Origin of the sequence: Polaromonas sp. CT11-55 (assembly GCF_047303325.1) — a bacterium.
GTDB lineage: Bacteria > Pseudomonadota > Gammaproteobacteria > Burkholderiales > Burkholderiaceae_C > Polaromonas.
In genome coordinates this window covers 12,268-28,829 of the sequence record NZ_JBKBEX010000018.1, presented here as the reverse complement: position 1 = coordinate 28,829, position 16,562 = coordinate 12,268, and the positions used below count along the sequence as shown (strand labels likewise).

The 16,562-nt window shown below is 64.2% G+C and carries 16 protein-coding genes; 7 read left to right on the top strand and 9 right to left on the bottom strand.

The features are described 5' to 3' along the window. Position 1: 1 nt before the first annotated feature. The 7 genes from ACEN8I_RS16310 to ACEN8I_RS16280 all read right to left on the bottom strand — a co-directional run bounded on the left by ACEN8I_RS16310 (position 2) and on the right by ACEN8I_RS16280 (position 8,394). Positions 2-1,528, bottom strand: a complete 1,527-nt coding sequence (locus tag ACEN8I_RS16310; RefSeq protein ID WP_413329562.1) for a lipopolysaccharide biosynthesis protein — start codon at positions 1,526-1,528, stop codon at positions 2-4. A 2-nt stretch (positions 1,529-1,530) separates the two neighbouring features. Then, a complete protein-coding gene (locus ACEN8I_RS16305; protein ID WP_413329561.1) occupies positions 1,531-1,863 on the bottom strand; it encodes a hypothetical protein in 333 nt (110 codons plus the stop codon). Between the two features lie 158 nt (positions 1,864-2,021). Then, positions 2,022-3,137 carry a UDP-glucose 4-epimerase GalE gene (galE, locus tag ACEN8I_RS16300; protein WP_413329560.1) on the bottom strand — a complete coding sequence of 372 codons (1,116 nt, stop codon included), beginning with the start codon at positions 3,135-3,137 and terminating at the stop codon, positions 2,022-2,024. 381 nt (positions 3,138-3,518) lie between these two features. Further along, entirely contained in the window at positions 3,519-4,721 is a 1,203-nt protein-coding gene (locus ACEN8I_RS16295; RefSeq protein ID WP_413329559.1) for an MFS transporter, read from the bottom strand. A 78-nt stretch (positions 4,722-4,799) separates the two neighbouring features. After that, entirely contained in the window at positions 4,800-5,303 is a 504-nt protein-coding gene (locus ACEN8I_RS16290) for a GlcG/HbpS family heme-binding protein (RefSeq protein WP_413329557.1), read from the bottom strand. Positions 5,304-5,377: 74 nt separating this feature from the next. Further along, positions 5,378-6,295, bottom strand: coding sequence for a Fe-Mn family superoxide dismutase (locus tag ACEN8I_RS16285; protein ID WP_413329632.1), 918 nt, complete (start codon positions 6,293-6,295; stop codon positions 5,378-5,380). Positions 6,296-6,708: 413 nt separating this feature from the next. Then, complete coding sequence (locus tag ACEN8I_RS16280) at positions 6,709-8,394, bottom strand: electron transfer flavoprotein-ubiquinone oxidoreductase (protein WP_413329556.1); 1,686 nt, start codon at positions 8,392-8,394, stop codon at positions 6,709-6,711. A gap of 126 nt (positions 8,395-8,520) precedes the next feature. Here ACEN8I_RS16280 and ACEN8I_RS16275 point away from each other — a divergent pair, with 126 nt between their 5' ends. Genes ACEN8I_RS16275 through ACEN8I_RS16260 form a run of 4 tightly spaced genes read left to right on the top strand, consistent with a single transcriptional unit; the run spans position 8,521 to position 11,340 of the window. After that, entirely contained in the window at positions 8,521-9,303 is a 783-nt protein-coding gene (locus tag ACEN8I_RS16275; protein ID WP_413329555.1) for an SDR family oxidoreductase, read from the top strand. Between the two features lie 43 nt (positions 9,304-9,346). Next, on the top strand, positions 9,347-9,997 hold the full coding sequence (locus ACEN8I_RS16270; RefSeq protein ID WP_413329553.1) for a LysE family translocator: 651 nt from the start codon (positions 9,347-9,349) through the stop codon (positions 9,995-9,997). Positions 9,998-10,000: 3 nt separating this feature from the next. Further along, positions 10,001-10,903: a DMT family transporter gene (locus tag ACEN8I_RS16265; RefSeq protein ID WP_413329552.1), complete on the top strand. Its 903-nt coding sequence runs from the start codon at positions 10,001-10,003 to the stop codon at positions 10,901-10,903. Between the two features lie 14 nt (positions 10,904-10,917). Next, the gene (locus ACEN8I_RS16260; protein WP_007868772.1) at positions 10,918-11,340 is read left to right on the top strand and encodes an acyl-CoA thioesterase; all 423 of its coding nucleotides are present in this window, start codon (positions 10,918-10,920) and stop codon (positions 11,338-11,340) included. A 15-nt stretch (positions 11,341-11,355) separates the two neighbouring features. Here ACEN8I_RS16260 and ACEN8I_RS16255 read toward each other — a convergent pair whose 3' ends face one another. After that, positions 11,356-12,240, bottom strand: a complete 885-nt coding sequence (locus tag ACEN8I_RS16255) for a metal-dependent hydrolase (protein WP_413329631.1) — start codon at positions 12,238-12,240, stop codon at positions 11,356-11,358. A gap of 98 nt (positions 12,241-12,338) precedes the next feature. Next, complete coding sequence (locus ACEN8I_RS16250) at positions 12,339-12,974, bottom strand: peroxidase-related enzyme (protein ID WP_413329551.1); 636 nt, start codon at positions 12,972-12,974, stop codon at positions 12,339-12,341. Positions 12,975-13,168: 194 nt separating this feature from the next. Between ACEN8I_RS16250 and katG the strand changes: the two genes are divergently transcribed. From katG to ACEN8I_RS16235, 3 genes are all read left to right on the top strand, one after another. Next, complete coding sequence (katG, locus tag ACEN8I_RS16245; protein WP_413329550.1) at positions 13,169-15,379, top strand: catalase/peroxidase HPI; 2,211 nt, start codon at positions 13,169-13,171, stop codon at positions 15,377-15,379. Between the two features lie 163 nt (positions 15,380-15,542). Then, the gene (locus ACEN8I_RS16240) at positions 15,543-15,872 is read left to right on the top strand and encodes a carboxymuconolactone decarboxylase family protein (RefSeq protein WP_413329630.1); all 330 of its coding nucleotides are present in this window, start codon (positions 15,543-15,545) and stop codon (positions 15,870-15,872) included. Further along, entirely contained in the window at positions 15,869-16,366 is a 498-nt protein-coding gene (locus tag ACEN8I_RS16235; RefSeq protein WP_413329549.1) for an N-acetyltransferase family protein, read from the top strand. Before ACEN8I_RS16240 ends, ACEN8I_RS16235 begins: the two co-directional genes overlap by 4 nt. Positions 16,367-16,562 lie beyond the last annotated feature (196 nt).

Below are 16,562 nucleotides of genomic sequence, written 5' to 3'. Positions count from 1 at the left end.
GTCAGGGACGCTGCTCGCTCAACGCGGCGGGCAGGGCGGAAGCCGGCGCGGCCGCTGGGCGGCGCAGGAAATTCGCGAGGCCGGGCACGAAGCGGATCACCATGTCGGAGGCGTCGGGGCCCAGCGACTGCGGCCGCAGCAGCAGGAGCAACGCCGGCAGCATGGCGGCCGCGAGCGCGCCGGCGGCCAGCGAAAGCAGGGGACTGTCAAACTTTGCCACCGCGTATTGCCCAAGCAATACACCGGCGATACAGAGCGCGCTTAACAGCAGGCCGCGCAGGGCGTCCGGCAGCAAGGCCGTGGCGCGCAGGTCCAGCGCGCGGAAAGCGGCGGTGACGACAACGGCCGCGCGCAGCACCAGCAGCCCGCCGGCCACAGCCGCAGCGACATCGATGCCCCGGCCGGCCAGCAAGTAGAAGCCCAGCGCGCCCGCGGCGACTAGCGGCAACTGCAGCAGGAACTCATAGTGCTTGCGCCCGGTGTTCCATAGCACCGGCGTCGACAGGCCCCAGATGACATAAGCCGGCATGCACAGGAACAGCGTGCCCAGCACCCAGGCCGCGTCGCTCCAGGCCGGCCCGTAAAGCACGCGCACGATGTCGCGTGAGACAAAAGCCAGCGCCACAAAGGCCGGCAGGCCCAGCACCACGATGGTGGCCAGCATCTGCAGGTAGGCGCGGCCCAGGCGCGGCCTGTCGTTCTGCAGGCGCGCGCCCGCCGCCAGGAAGGCCGGCTGCAGCGCGCCCAGCAGCAAGGTGTTGGGCATGGTGGCCAGGTTGTAGGCCACGTTGTACAGGCCCAGCGCCTGCGCGTTGAGCAGGCGTCCTATCAGCACGCGGTCCAGGTTGTTGAGCACCCAGTTGACGATGTTGGTGAAAAACACCGTGTGCCCGGTGCCTACGGCCGCGCGCGCATCGGCATACCAGAGCAACGGGCGCACCGGGTGAGGTTTGAGCGCGTAGCTGGCCGCCAGCTGCACGGCCACCTGGACCAGCCAGGCCGCCACCAGCGAGGCTTCGCCGCGCCCCATCAGCGCCATCGGCAGGCCCACTGCGATGTAACCCGCCGCATAGCTGCCCACCTGCACCAGGCCCACTGCCCGAAAGTTGAGGTCGCGCTGCAGCAAATAGGTGGCCGGCTGGGCGGCCGCACCCAGCAGGCAGGCCAGCGACAGCCATTCAATGACGGCCTGCGCGCGCGGCTCGCGGAAATAAACGGCCAGCAAGGGTGCCAGCAGGTAGACGGCCAGCGTCGTCGCCAGGCCCACGATGAGCTGCCAGGTCCAGGCAAAGCGCACGTCCTCGTCGCTGAGGGTTTCGCGCTGCAGCAGGCTCCAGCTGAAACCGAAGCCGGACACGAAGGTGGCGAAAGTCAGCACCACCATGCCGATGGCGAAGATACCGAAGATCTCCGGGCCCAGCGTGCGCGCAAGGACGACCTGGGCCATCAGCTGCAGGGCGAAGCGCGCGACCGTGGACGCCGCACTCCATTTGACCGCCGCAACGCCGGGCCGGCCGAGTCCACTCATGCTCAGGGCCTTCCCGCCTTGTAGCGCCGCACGGCGATCACGGCCATCAACACCAGCGTCGCCAGCAGCATGCCGTAGGAGCGCCAGCCGGACTCGCCGGCGCCGGCCTCATCGTCGGCCTGGAAGGCCTGCGGCGGGTTGGGGCGTATGTCGGGGCTGTAGACCGCGCGCACCTTGACGCTGTCGGCGCCGGCCTGCAGTTTCGTGGGCGTGGTTTTCGCGGCGCCGGCCTTGCTGGCCAGAGCTTGTTGCGGTGGCTGGTCGGAAGAATCGGAGTAGGCCGATGCCGAGGCCATCCAGGCGGCCAGAACGGCGGTCATCAGAGCTTTGAACATTGAATTTCCTCTCTGTCAAAAGCAGAAAATTGGCAGAGGATGAGTGTGTTGTGCAGTGCAGCAATCGGCAATAGTCCGAACGGCCCATGGCCTGGTTTGTGCTGGTGAAAGCAGATGTGTCTTGTCCTCATTCGGTGCGGTTTTTGTGTCAAGACGAATCAGGCGCTGACCACCGGTCGAAGGGGGCCGTTCGGACTATTGCGCGCAGGCGCTGGCATGTGCAAGGCCGTGCTGTCCGGCGTCTCGGTCCGGTAGCCGTCGGGGTTGCGCTGCTGCCAGTGCCACGAGTCGCGGCACATCTCCTCGATGCCGCGCGTGGCGCGCCAGTCCAGGACGCCGCGGGCCAGCGACACGTCGGCGAAATACTGCGCCACGTCGCCCGCACGCCGCGGCGCGAACTCAAACGGGATGGGCCGGCCGCTGGCGCGCTCGAAGGCGCGCACCACACCCAGCACGCTGGTGCCCTGGCCGGTGCCCAGGTTGACGGTGAAGCTCTCGCCCTTGGCCAGCAGGGCTTGCACGGCGGCTACATGGCCGTCGGCCAGGTCGGACACATGCAGGTAGTCGCGTACGCCGGTACCGTCGGGCGTCGGGTAGTCGCTGCCGAAGACCCGCAGCCGCGCGCGTTTGCCCACGGCCACCTGCGTCACAAAAGGCATCAGGTTGTTGGGAATGCCGCTGGGGTCTTCGCCTATCAGGCCGCTGGGGTGCGCACCCACCGGGTTGAAGTAGCGCAGCACGCCGGTGCGCCACGAAGGGTCCGACGCGCGCAGCGAGGCCAGGATGTTTTCGCACATCAGCTTGCTCTGGGCATACGGGCTTTCGGGCGCGCAGGGAAAGCCTTCGTCAATCGGCACACTGGCCGGGTTGCCGTAGACCGTGGCGCTGGAAGAAAACACCACGGACCGGCAAGCGGAAGTACCGGCCATGGCTTCGAGCAGGCTCAGCAGGCCGCTCACATTGTTGCGGTAGTACATGAGGGGCTGCTGCACGCTTTCACCGACGGCCTTGACGCCGGCGAAGTGCACGGCGGCAACGCAGCGGTGGCGCCGCAGCACTTCGGCCACAAAGGCCGTGTCCAGTACATTGCCTTTTTCGCAGGGCACGCGCCGGCCCGTCAGCTGCGCCAGCCGCTCCAGCACCGCGGGGTGGCTGTTCGAGAAATCATCAAGGATGACCGGGTGGTAGCCGGCCTCCACCAAGGCCACAAAGGTGTGGCTTCCGATATAGCCGGCGCCGCCGGTCAGCAGCACGCTGGGGGTGTTTTCTGTCATGGATCAATGGGCTAAGAAGCTGCCGGGCAGCGGACGGATGGGGCAAAAAAAACTGGAACACGGCGGCGCGGCGGCCGGTGGAGGGCGCGGCCACGTCCCGAACTCAAGGACAGTTCCAGTGTCTTTGCGACGAGGGGAGAAAGCGTGTCAGCGTAAGCCGCGAGCCTGCGTCGGAGGGTGGGAGACGGGCCTCAAAGCGTGTCGAATCGTTCGGTAAGCACTTGTGAGTGAAACGCGAAAAGCCCCTGCTGGCGTGGGTGCGCTTCGTGCATGCGCGGCGAGTGCCGGTTTGCCATGGCGGACAAAAAGTCACAAAGCTTGCCAAGGCTTGCGCCGTGTATATGTGGCGCGCCTGCGACTTCCGGGAGCCGGCCGCAAGCTTCAGCCGACTTTGGTAGGGAGTTCCATGCCGGGAGCCTCTTCAAGCGGCCGCACACGGCTGAACATGGCCAGCAACAAAATGTCGTAAACGATCTTCAAGGCCCCGCCGACAATCAGCGGCCATCCAAATGCGGACACGCCGAGCAGATAGCCGGCCAGCGCGGGACTTGCGGCCGCCGCCAGGCTGCGCGGCACGGAGGTGACGCTTGCCGCGGCCGCGCGCTCCTGAGGTGTCACGATGGCCATCACATAGGAGCTGCGCGTGGGTACATCCATCTGCGACAGCGCACTCCTGACCAGCAGCAGGATGACGGCATAGCTCAGGCCGGTGCAGAACGGGATCGCAATCAGGCAAAGACTGGACGGGAGATGGGTGTAGACCATGGTCTTCACCAAGCCAATGCGGCTGGCGATGCGAGCCGCCGCAAGGTATGAAAATGCTGTCAACAGGCCGGCCCAGAAGAAGATGGATCCGGCTATTTCGATCGAAAGACCAAAGCGCTGATAGAGCCAGAGGGCGATCAGCGACTGAACCACAAATCCCCCGCCGAACGCATCCAGGCTGAACAGCGTTGCCAGGAGATAGACCCGTTTTTTCGAAGGACCCAGCGCAGACTTCGGTGCCGCGATTTCTGCGGCGGGACGCGATGGCAGGCCGCGGTACAACGCGGCCATTGCAAGCGCCAGCAAGGCATAGAGGATGAACATTCCCTGAATGGCGGCCTGCGTGGTGATGCCCGCCGCCGGCGCAATCAATCCAGGCAGAGCCGCTGCCAGCGACCCAAAAGCCGCAAACAAGGTCCCCGTCAAGCTGTAGCGCGCAAAAACGGCCGTGCGGGATGGGCCTTCAACACTGTTCGCGAGCATCGCGTGCTCCACCGGCATAAAAACGCTCACGTCGCCACCCGACGGGTTCAGCGTGCCCACCAATGCCACCAGCATCAGCGGCCAGAAGCTGCTCAGCGAGGCAAGGCCCAGGCCTGTGAAGGCCATCAAGGCCGAGGCGGCCAGCAGCAAAGGCCGGTGGTCGTAGCGCGACGCATGCGTGCCGACCAGCAGGGTCAAGATGCCGGAGCCCAGCAAAGTCGTGGTCGCGACCAGCCCGACCTGGAATGGCGTTAACCCAAGATTGAGCAAGTAGATCGGCAGCAACAGGCTCACGAATCCGTCGCCGAATCCCCGGATCGCTTTGGCGGCGATCAAGCGCTGAAGACTGCTTGAGTGCAAGGTAGACACAACTGATGCGGCGCCTGACTTCATCGTGGTCCGATGGGGGGCCGGTTAAAAATCAAGCTCGTCCCGTATCGCGGCAATCCCGGCTTTGGCGCAAACCTCATCGGCATCACCGCCCGGCGCACCCGAGACGCCGATGGACCCCACGATGGAGCCGGCTGATTCGATGGGAATGCCGCCACCGATGGCCACGATACGGGGAAGGTGCCGCACGCCCGACGCAGCCTCGCCAGCCTGGGTGGAGCGGGCAAAACTCGTGGTGTCGAGCTTGAAGGTCACGGCGGTGTAAGCCTTGTTGATCGCGGTATCGACGGTATGCGGGCCGGCAAACCGGTCGCGCAGCATCACGAGGGCGTTGCCGGCGCGGTCATTGACGGATACGGCGGCCTGATGGCCGTTCTTGCGGCAGGCCTCCAGCGCTGCTTGCGCGGCTTTTAAAGCCGCATTGGGCGTGAGCGATGGCGATTGGTAGATCGCCTGTTGCGCCAGCGCCGAGTTAAAAACCGTGCAGAAAAGCAGGCTTGAGACCAGGATCGATAGGGTCAGACGCATGGATGGGCTCCTTGTAGAACTTCAATTGAAGAGGCGGCGATGGCTTCGACATGAACTCACGCCGCCGCCGGATCTCACGCCAGGGTTTTTGGGATCAAGGGCAGTTGCGCGGCTCTCCAGGCCTCGATGCCGCCTTCCATGAATTGCGCGTTCACGCCGCGGGCTCTCAGGGACAAGGCCGTGGAGCGGCCGATATCCAGACCGTGGAGGCAATACACCACGACGGGGCGGTTGGAATCCAGCGTGCCTACCCAGGCCGGCACATCTGCGGGATCGGCGTAACGCGCGCCCTTGATGATGTCGCCCGCCTCGGCAAAGGTTTCAGCGCGCCGCACATCAATGAGCTGCGCCGTCGTTTGGTCGACGGCTGAAGGGTCGATGCCGAACCCGAGTGCGCTGGCTTTGACGGCGGCACCGTAGCGTGGATAAACCGTGTCCCAGTTGATATTGCGCATGAACGCATCAACGTAGGCTGCCGCCTTGGCGCCGAAGTCCAGGTGGTAGGCGTGCTCATACATGTCGAGCGCCAGGATGGGCATGGCACCCGCCAGCAGGTGCGTGTGGTCCGCCGCCCATTGGTTGACCAGCCGGCCCTCACGCGGCGACCAGTTGAGGATGGCCCAGCCCGATCCGCCGCCCATGGCCTTGGCCAGTGCGGTGAATTCGTTGCGCCAGCGTTCGACCGAGCCGAAATCGCGGGTGAGCGCAATCGACAGGCCGTTGGACGGCAGAACACCGTTGCCGCCCAGATTCTCGAAGTAGAGCTCGTGCAGGTACACCGAGTTCGCGGCGATCAGTTCCTCGCGCTTGAGGCCGTTGATCGTGAAGACCGGTGTCGTATCCCAAGCCAGTTGCGACAGCTGGCTGCGAATCGCATTGAGGCGCTTGGCCGCGCCGGTGTAATTGCTGTCATAGTGGCTGCGCAGCAGCTTTTCAGACAGGCCGTCGAGTTTTGCAGGGTCGAGAGAAAGGGTTTTGAGTTGAATGTCCACCATTTGCCGCTGGGTGTGGCTGGGCGTGTTCGGCGTGTCGGAGGTTTCGAGGACGCAGTTCATGGCTTGGCCCTCCGCGAAGAGCCGGCATGTACGCCCGCAAGCGCAGCAATGCGCTCATGCGCCTGAGGCGCTGTGAAACTGAAGGGGGAAAAACAAAAGACCAAGTGAAGCTCCTAATCGGGCGTGGTAACCCATCATCAGGAGCAGTACTTGGGGCACCGGAAGGCGCCCTTGGCAGGCGGGGAGACCGCTCAAGTCCCCGCTGGGTTGGATTCTATGCCACTTAAAAATTTCTGTCGAATCCGCGCGGGATCAGGCTGAGTGCGCGGACAACACCTGGTTGGAAAAAACAAAAGCCCTTCCGGATAAACCAGAAGGGCTTTTTTCTCATTCAACAGCTAGGTGCCGGTTTACATGCCGGCGTAATTCGGCCCGCCGCCGCCTTCGGGCGTGACCCAGACGATGTTTTGTGTCGGGTCCTTGATGTCGCAGGTCTTGCAGTGCACGCAGTTCTGCGCGTTGATCTGCAGGCGGTCGCTGTTGTCGGGGTTCTTCACGAACTCGTAGACACCGGCCGGGCAGTAGCGGCTCTCGGGGCCGGCGTACTTGGCCAGGTTGATGTTGACCGGCACGCTGGCGTCTTTCAGCGTCAGGTGGGCGGGTTGGTGCTCTTCGTGGTTGGTGTTGGAGACAAACACCGAGCTCAGGCGGTCGAAGGTGATCTTGTTGTCGGGCTTGGGGTACACGATGGGTGTGCATTCGGCGGCCGGCTTGAGCTTGGCGTAATCGGGAATGCTGTTGTGCACGGTCCAGGGCGGCGACTTGAAGCCCAGCTTGGGCAGCAGCCAGTGCTCAATACCGGTCATGAAGGCGCCGACGTAAAGGCCCTTCTTGAACCAGGACTTGAAGTTGCGCGACTGGTTCAGTTCCTGCGCGAGCCAGCTCTTGGCATAGGCCTCGGGGTAGGCGGCCAGCTCGTCGTGCTGGCGACCGGCGGTGACGGCCTCATAGGCGGCTTCGGCCGCGAGCATGCCGGACTTGATGGCCGCGTGGCTGCCCTTGATGCGGGCCGCGTTGAGGTAGCCGGCATCGCAGCCTATCAGCGCGCCGCCCGGGAACACGGTCTTGGGCAGGCTTAAGGCGCCGCCCGCGGTGATGGCGCGCGCGCCGTAGCTGATGCGCTTGCCGCCTTCGAGGTATTGCTTGATGCTGGGGTGGGTCTTCCAGCGCTGCATCTCTTCAAAGGGACTCAGGTAGGGGTTGCTGTAGTCCAGGCCGGTGACCATTCCCAGCGTGACCTTGTTGTCCTCCAGGTGGTACATAAAGCCGCCGCCGTAGGTCTGGCTGTCCATGGGCCAGCCGGCGGTGTGTATCACCAGGCCGGGCTTGTGTTTGGCCGGGTCGATTTCCCACAGCTCTTTCACGCCGAGCGCGTAGCCTTGCGGGTCCCTGCCTTCGTCGAGCTTGAAGCGGTTGATCAGCTGGCGGCCCAGGTGGCCGCGCGCGCCTTCAGCGAACACGGTGTACTTGCCGTGCAGTTCCATGCCGAGCTGGAAGTTGTCGGTGGGCTGACCGTCCTTGCCTATGCCGAGGTTGCCGGTGGCCACACCCTTGACGGAGCCGTCGTCGTTGTAGAGGACTTCAGCGGCCGCGAAGCCCGGGAAGATTTCAACGCCCAGGCCCTCGGCCTGCTGCGCCAGCCAGCGCACCACATTGCCCAGGCTGATGACGTAGTTGCCTTCGTTGTGAAAGCAGTCCGGCACAAAGAACGCCGGTGTCTTGACCGCGCTTTTTTCACTGAGGAACAGCACCTCGTCGGCGGTGACGGGCTGGTTCAGCGGTGCGCCCTGGGCTTTCCAGTCGGGCAGCAGCTCGGTCAGCGCTTTCGGGTCCATCACCGCGCCCGAGAGGATGTGGGCGCCGGGCTCGGAGCCTTTTTCGAGCACCACGACGGAAATGTCCTTGCCTTTTTCGGCCGCCAGCTGTTTCAGGCGAATGGCGGTGGCGAGGCCGCCGGGGCCGCCGCCCACCACGACCACGTCGTATTCCATCGCTTCACGGGGGCCGAACTGGGCCAGAATTTCTTGGGTATTCATCGGGGACTCGCTGATAATGATTTTTCAGGAAGGATTGTCGGTCTCGCGTGGGATTTTATGTCGCGAATGCAGCGACGCGAACGGTCGTTCTCTTTTGTACGGTTTAAATTGAGAGAGGAGCCTCTAATGGCCTACAGCATTGACCTGACAGGGCGTGTCGCCCTCGTGACCGGCGCCTCCGGTGGACTGGGCGCCCAGTTCGCCACGACCTTGAGCCGCGCCGGCGCGGCCGTTGTGCTGGCCAGCCGCAGGCTGGACAAGCTCAAGGACCTGCGAGCGCAGATCGAGGCGGCGGGCGGCGATGCGCATGTGGTCGAGCTCGACGTGACCGACCATGCCAGCATCAAGGCCGGCGTGGCCCATGCCGAAACCGAGGTTGGACCCATCGACATCCTGGTCAACAACTCGGGCGTGAGCAATACGCAGCGTATCCAGGATGTGGATGAGGAAGACTACGACTTCATCTTCAACACCAATGTGAAGGGCGCCTTCTTCGTGGCACAGGAAGTCGGCAAGCGCATGCTGGCCCGCTCGCGCGGCGCCGGGCCCGGCAACTATGCCGGCGGGCGCATCATCAACATCGCCTCCATGGCTGGACTGCGTGTGCTGCCGCAGATCGGCGTGTACTGCATGAGCAAGGCCGCCGTGGTGCAGATGACCAAAGCCATGGCGCTGGAGTGGGGCAAGTTCGGCATCAACGTCAATGCGATCTGCCCCGGCTATATTGACACCGAGATCAACCACCACCACTGGGAGACCGAGCAGGGCAAGAAGCTGGTGCAGATGCTGCCGCGCAAGCGCATCGGCAAGCCGCAGGACCTGGACGCGCTGCTGGTGATGCTGGCCAGCGGCGAGAGCCATTTTGTCAATGGTGCGGTGATCGCGGCGGATGACGGTTTCGGTGTCTGAACCGGTTCACAACATCAATCAATTCGCGCAGAGAGAGAACAACATGCTGGATTCCGTAGTGCCTTACCTCGGCCCCATAGGCCTGATCTTTCTGGCCTTGCTCGCGGGCGTGGTCAGTCCCGGCCCGAGTTTTGTGCAGGTCGCGCGCATCGCGGTGTCGCGTTCGCGCGCCGACGGCCTGGCCGCGGCGCTGGGCATGGGCCTGGGCGCGCTGGTGTTCGCCGCGCTGGCGCTGGCCGGGCTGCAGGCCTTGCTGGCCGCCTTGCCCGGCGTCTACACGGCGCTCAAGATCGTGGGCGGCCTCTATTTGATGTGGATTGCCATCCAGATCTGGCGCGGTGCGCGCCAGCCGCTGGAGATGGCCGGCCAGGACAGAGGCGCGGCGCGTCCCACGGTGCTGCAGTCGTTTCGCCAGGGGCTGGTCACACAGCTGAGCAATCCCAAGATCGTGGTGGTCTACAGCAGCGTGTTTGCGGCCCTGCTGCCCGCTCAATTCCCCTTGCCCGCCGCCATGCTGGTGCTGGCCGGCGTGCTGGTGATGGAGACCGGCTGGTATGCCGTGGTGGCGCTGGTGCTGTCTTCGTCCGTGCCGCGCGCCGCCTATTTGCGCAGCAAGGCCGTGGTGGACCGCACGGCCGCCGGCGCCATGGGCTTGCTCGGCTTGCGCCTGGTCGCGACCGCGCACACCGCCTGATTGATGCTGTCCGGCATTCTGGCCGGGCTCGCGGCGGGTGCGCTGTGGGGCCTGGTGTTTGTTGCGCCGCGCATGCTCGAGATGGGCGCGGGCGGCTATTCCTCGATAGACCTCACGGCCGGGCGCTTTGCCGTTTACGGTGTGGTGGCTGTGCTCGTGATGCTGGTAGGGCTGCGCAGCCGCCGCCTGCCCACGCTGCGCCAGGCCGGGGCCGCGCTGCTCATGAGCATCCTGGGCTTTAGCGGCTATTACCTGCTGCTGGTGCTGGCCATACGTGATGCGGGCACCGAAGTGCCTTCGCTGGTCATAGGCACCATCCCGATCTGGGTCATGCTGCTGGGAAAACCGCAGGGCCTGCGATGGGCCGCGCTGCTGCCGGGGCTGGCGCTCACGCTGGCCGGGCTGGCGCTCATGATGGGTTCCACGCATGAGGCGGGACAAGGCGTGGCCACCTATTTCTGGCGCGGCATGCTGTTTGTGGCGGCCTCGCTGGTGTGCTGGACGGTTTTTGCGATCCTCAACTCCGCCTGGCTCAAGCGGCATCCGGAAGTGAACGCCACCGACTGGGCCAACTGGCTGGGCGTGGCCACCGGCCTGGGCGCGCTGCTGATGTGGCTGGCCGCTGGGTCCGATGCCGGCGTGCTTGCGGCGCGCGCGGACCTCGGGACCTTTGTGCTGCTGTGCGTGGTGGCCGGTGTGGGCTCGACCTGGCTGGCCACGATTTTGTGGAACATGGCCAGCCAGCGGCTGAGCGCCAGCCTGTGCGGGCAGCTCATCGTCAGTGAAACGATTTTTGCGCTGCTGTATTCCTTTGCCTGGGACGGCCGCTGGCCTACCCTGGTGCAGCTCACCGCCTGCGTTCTGTTCACGCTGGGCATTCTTGCCTCCATCAGGGCGCACCGTTAGGTGCGGTGTTCACCATGAAGATCGAAATCCCCGAGAAGAAAAAACTGGTCCATGAGATGCTCATCCCGATACGCTGGGGCGATATGGATGCCATGGGCCATCTCAACAACGGCAGCTACTTCCGCTACCTGGAAACCATACGCATAGACTGGATGTATGCCATTGGCTGCCGGCCGGACCCAAGAGGGGAAGGCCCGGTCATCGTCAACGCTTTTTGCAATTTCTACAAGCAGCTCGAATACCCGGGCGACGTACTCATGAAGATGTATGTCAGCGACCCCGGCCGCAGCACCTTTGAAAGCTGGGCCACCATGGAGCGCAGCGATGCGCCGGGCGTGATCTGCGCGGCCGGCGGGGCCACCACCATCTGGGTGGATTTCCCCGCGCAGAAGTCCCGGCCGCTGCCGGACTGGATGCGCAAGATTGTTGAGGACTGAGAGAGAGCGTGCGGCTCAGCGGACCACGCGAAACCTGTCGGCGTTTTCCTTGAACCAGCGCCGGGCCAGGCCGCGCGTCTGCTGCTCAGGCGCGGCAAACGCTTCCTGGTCGGGATGGAAATCGCGCCTGAAGTAAGCCAGCAGCGGGCCCATGGTGTACCACATCGCGCCCTTGCGGCCCCAGAAGAATTTGGCAGCGCTCCACCAGGTGCCGGGCTTGAACAGCGTGCCGTCGTGCCACAGGTTGAGCAGCGTCTGCCGTCCTGAGTCCAAGGTGAACACCAGAACCGCGTAGATGTACCAGCGTATGCGCCAGGCGTAGTTGCCCTGCACCGCGTGGTAGAGGTCGTAGGCGACGGCGCGATGTTCGGTCTCCTCGGCTGCATGCCAGCGCCAGAGGGTTTGCATTCTCGGGTCGGCGCTGTCCAGCGTGTCGTTGTGGCGCAGCAGGTAGTCGGCCAGCACCGCGGTGAGGTGTTCGTAGGCGGCGGTCACGGCGAGGAAGTGCAGGGGCTGGGCGCCTCTTTTTTTCGCGTAGTCAATGCGCGCCGTGGCCCAGTGCTGCCAGCGGTTGACCAGGCCCTGGGTTTCCAGGTGAGTGTTGTAGAGGCCGTGGATGTGGCGGTGCGTGGCTTCCTGGCCTATGAACTGCGCCACCGCTTCATGCAGCAGGGCGTGCTCGGGCGTCTGGGGCAGCAACTTGGCGCAGTCGCGCACCGCGTCGATAAAGGACTGCTCGCCGACCGGAAAGCTCATGGACAGGGCGTTGTGATACTGGCTCAGGAAGGCGTCGCCGCCATACCAATGGCGGTCAAAGCCCTGGCTCAGGTCTATCTCGAGCTTGCGCACGGTCAGGCCGGACGGGCTGGCCGATGCCGGGTTGGGCGCGGCCGGGGCCATGGGAGAGGGGGTAGCGGTCGAGGTCATGAAGTCCTGGTTCAAGTCAATCAAGCCATGCGCATTATTCAGCGTTGCCGGGCCGCTTACAAGCTGGCTTGTCAGGCCGGCTTGGGCGGCTTGGGCGGCTTGGGCACGCGGCCCATCAGGTAGAACTCGGCATTGGGCTGCATGTTGCTGAAGCTGGCCATGCGGTTGGAAAGGCCGAAGAAAGCCGTGATGGCCGCGATGTCCCAGGCGTCTTCGTCGTCAAAGCCGTGGCCGTACAGCGCTTCAAAGTCGGCGTCTTCAATCCGGTCGGCCTGCAGGCAGACCTTCATCGCGAAGTCCAGCATGGCGCGCTGGCGCGGCGTGATGTCGGCTTTGCGGTAGTTGACAGCCACCTGGTCGGCGACCAGCGGTTTTTTTTCATAGATCCGCAGGATAGCGCCATGCGCGACTACGCAATACAGGCAGTTGTTGGCCGCGCTGGTGGCGGTGACGATCATTTCGCGCTCGCCCTTGGTCAGGGTGCCGTTGGGGTTGGAACCTTCTTCCTTGAGCATCAGGGCGTCGTGGTAGGCAAAGAAGGCGCGCCATTCGGCGGGGCGGCGCGCCAGCGCCAGGAACACATTGGGCACAAAGCCGGCTTTTTCCTGCACTTCCAGGACCTTGGCCTTGATGTCCTCGGGCAGGTCCTTGAGTTCGGGGGCGGGGTAGCGGGGAGCTGCGCCTGGTGTTGCGGGCTTGGTCGTCATGAGGATTTCCTTCAAAGGCTTTATAAGTGGCTCGGCTCAAGCGTAACGGCAAGAAGGCCTATCCGGCCGCGCGGCCTGGCGTAAAACGCGTGCAATTAATAAAAACTATTAAATGAATATTTTTAATTGTCTTTTCATATTCTGCTGCGAAACCTAGACTGCGTTTCATCCCATACACATTGAAGGAGTTCATCATGGCTGATCACACGACGCAAGGCGAAAGCGCCTGCCCGTTCTCGGGCGGTGCCCGCAAACACGCACTGGCCGGCGCCGCAGGCAACGCCAGCTGGTGGCCCAACCAGCTCAACCTCAAGATTCTTCACCAGAACTCCCCCAAGGCCGACCCCATGGGCGAGGCCTTCAACTACGCCGAGGAGTTCAAGACCCTGGACCTGCATGCCGTGGTCAAAGACCTCCATGCGCTGATGACCGACTCACAGGACTGGTGGCCCGCGGACTACGGCCATTACGGCCCCTTCTTCATCCGCATGGCCTGGCACAGCGCGGGCACCTACCGTATCGCCGACGGCCGCGGCGGCGCGGGTTCGGGCATGCAGCGCTTCGCGCCGCTCAACAGCTGGCCCGACAACGGCAACCTCGACAAGGCGCGCCGCCTGCTGTGGCCGATCAAGCAGAAGTACGGCCGCAAAATCTCCTGGGCCGACCTGATGGTGCTGGCCGGCACCGTGGCCATGGACTCCATGGGGCTGAAGACCTTCGGTTTTGCCGGCGGGCGCCCCGATGCCTGGGAGCCGGAAGAGGTGTATTGGGGGCCCGAAGCCGAGTGGATGGGTGACAAGCGCTACAGCGGCGACCGCGAACTCGAAAACCCCCTGGGCGCCGTCCAGATGGGCCTGATCTATGTGAACCCCGAAGGCCCGAACGGCAACCCGGACCCCCTGGGTTCGGCGCGCGACATCCGCGAAACCTTCGCGCGCATGGCCATGAACGACGAGGAGACCGTCGCACTGACCGCCGGCGGCCACACCTTCGGCAAAGCCCATGGCGCCGCAGAGCCGGGCAAGTACGTCGGCCCCGAGCCCGAGGGCGGCAGCCTTGAAGACCAGGGCTTCGGCTGGACCAACAAGTTCGGCGGCGGCCACGGTGTACACACCATCACCAGCGGCATCGAAGGCGCCTGGACCAACAACCCCATCAAGTGGGACAACGGTTACTTTGAGAACCTGTTCGGCTATGAGTGGGAGCTGACCAAGAGCCCCGCGGGCGCGCACCAGTGGAAGCCCAAGGATCCCGCCGCGGCGACCGCGGTGCCGGACGCCCATGATCCGGCGCAGCGCCACGCGCCCATGATGACCACGGCCGACATGGCCATGCGCATGGACCCGGCCTACGAAAAAATCTCGCGGCGCTTCATGGCCAACCCGCAGGAGTTTGCGGACACTTTCGCCAAGGCCTGGTACAAACTCACGCACCGCGACATGGGGCCGGCAGCACGCTACCTCGGCCCGCTGGTGCCCAAGGGCCAGTTGCTGTGGCAAGACCCGATTCCCTCGGTCGACCACGAACTGGTCGGGGAAAACGACATTGCCGCGCTGAAGGCCACGCTGCTCGCATCCGGGCTTTCCATCGCCCAACTGGTCACGACGGCCTGGGCATCCGCCGCGACATTCCGCGGCAGCGACAAGCGCGGCGGCGCCAACGGCGCGCGCATTCGCCTCGCGCCGCAAAAGGACTGGGAAGTCAACCAGCCGGCCGAACTCGCGAAGGTGCTGAAGGTGCTGGAGAAGGTCCAGGCCGAATTTAACGGCGCGCAGTCCGGCGGCAAGAAGATTTCGCTGGCCGACCTGATTGTTCTGGGCGGCTGCGCCGCCGTCGAGGCGGCCGCCAAGCGGGCCGGGCATGATGTGAAAGTGCCTTTTTCGCCGGGGCGCACGGACGCTTCGCAAGAGCAGACCGATGTGCAGGCTTTCGCCGTGCTGGAACCGACCGCGGACGGTTTCCGCAACTACGGCCGCAAGGGGCAGGAAGCGCGGGCCGCTGAACTGCTGGTGGACAAGGCCAGCCTCATGACACTGAGCGCTCCCGAGATGACGGTGCTGGTCGGCGGCATGCGCGCCCTTAATGCCAACGTCGGCCAGGCCCCGCACGGTGTCTTCACCAAGCGGCCTGGCACCTTGAGCAATGACTTCTTCGTGAACCTGCTCGACATGCGCACCAAGTGGCAGAAGTCAGCCACTGACGCCGGCGTGCTCGAAGGCCGCGACCGCGCGAGCGGCGAGCTCAAGTGGACGGCGACCGTGAACGACCTGGTCTTCGGCTCCAACTCCCAGCTGCGCGCCATTGCCGAGGTCTATGCAGCAAGCGACGCGCGGGATCTGTTCGTGCGTGACTTTGTGGCCGCCTGGAACAAGGTCATGAACCTGGACCGTTACGACCTGGCCTGAGCAATATTGAATCAGTGTTGATCTTGCCCGCCCTGGTGAAAGCCTGGGCGGGCTTTTTTGTTTTCCACTACGCTTGGGCTTTAAGAATCTTTTCCAAGGAGCTCACGTGACTTCCACACTTTCCAGCGACTTCGACAAAGGCCTGGCCACCCGCAAGCAGGTGATGGGTGAAGAGTTTGTGGCCAATGCCTTCGGCAAGGCGAGCGATTTCTCCATGCCCATCCAGCACTACATCACGCGCAATGCCTGGGGCGACGTGTGGCAGCGGCCGGGGCTGGACCTGAAGACCCGCAGCCTGATCACCGTGGCCATGCTGACCGCCCTGGGCAAGCAGCATGAACTCAAGGGCCATGTGCGCGGCGCGCTCAACAACGGCGTGACGCCAGAGCAGCTCCAGGAAGTGCTGCTGCACGCCAGCATCTACTGCGGCCTGCCCGCCGCCGTCGAGGCCTTCCGCACGGCGGCCGAAGTGGTGGATGCGCCCAAACCATGACGCAGGTCAAAATACGCCGCTGCGAGGAAGCCGACTGGCCCGCCGTCTGGCCGCTGCTCCGCGCCACCTTCGAAGCCGGCGACACCTATGCTTTTTCACCGCAAAGCACCGAAGCCGAAATCCACGCCGCATGGATGGAGGCGCCGCGCGCCACCTATGTGGTGCGCGAAGGGAATGGGCCCGTGCTGGGCACCTATTTCATCAAGCCCAACCAGCCCGGCCTGGGCGCGCACGTCTGCAACTGCGGTTATGTGGTCGCACCCGAGGCCCAGGGCCAGGGCCTGGCATCGGCCATGTGCGAACACTCGCAGCGCGAGGCGCTGGCCATGGGATTCCTCGCAATGCAGTTCAACCTGGTGGTGTCGACCAACGAACGGGCGGTTCGTTTGTGGAAGCGATTGGGGTTTGAGGTGGTGGCGACTTTGCCGAAGGCTTTTCGGCATTTGAAGTTGGGGTTGGTGGATGCGTTTGTGATGTTTAAGGTTTTGGGTTAGCCGGGTCTTGCTCCGGCTGGGCGCGCTCTTCCTCCTCCTTATCCTCCTCTTTCCTCTTTTTAGTTCTGCTGGCCGGGGGTAGCCCGGCAGCTACTCACTTTTCTTTTGCTTCGCCAAAAGAAAAGTAAGCAAAAGAAAAGGCGACCCTACTTGCTGCGTCCCTTCGCTGCGCTACGGGCAACCTGCGGTGCTCGGT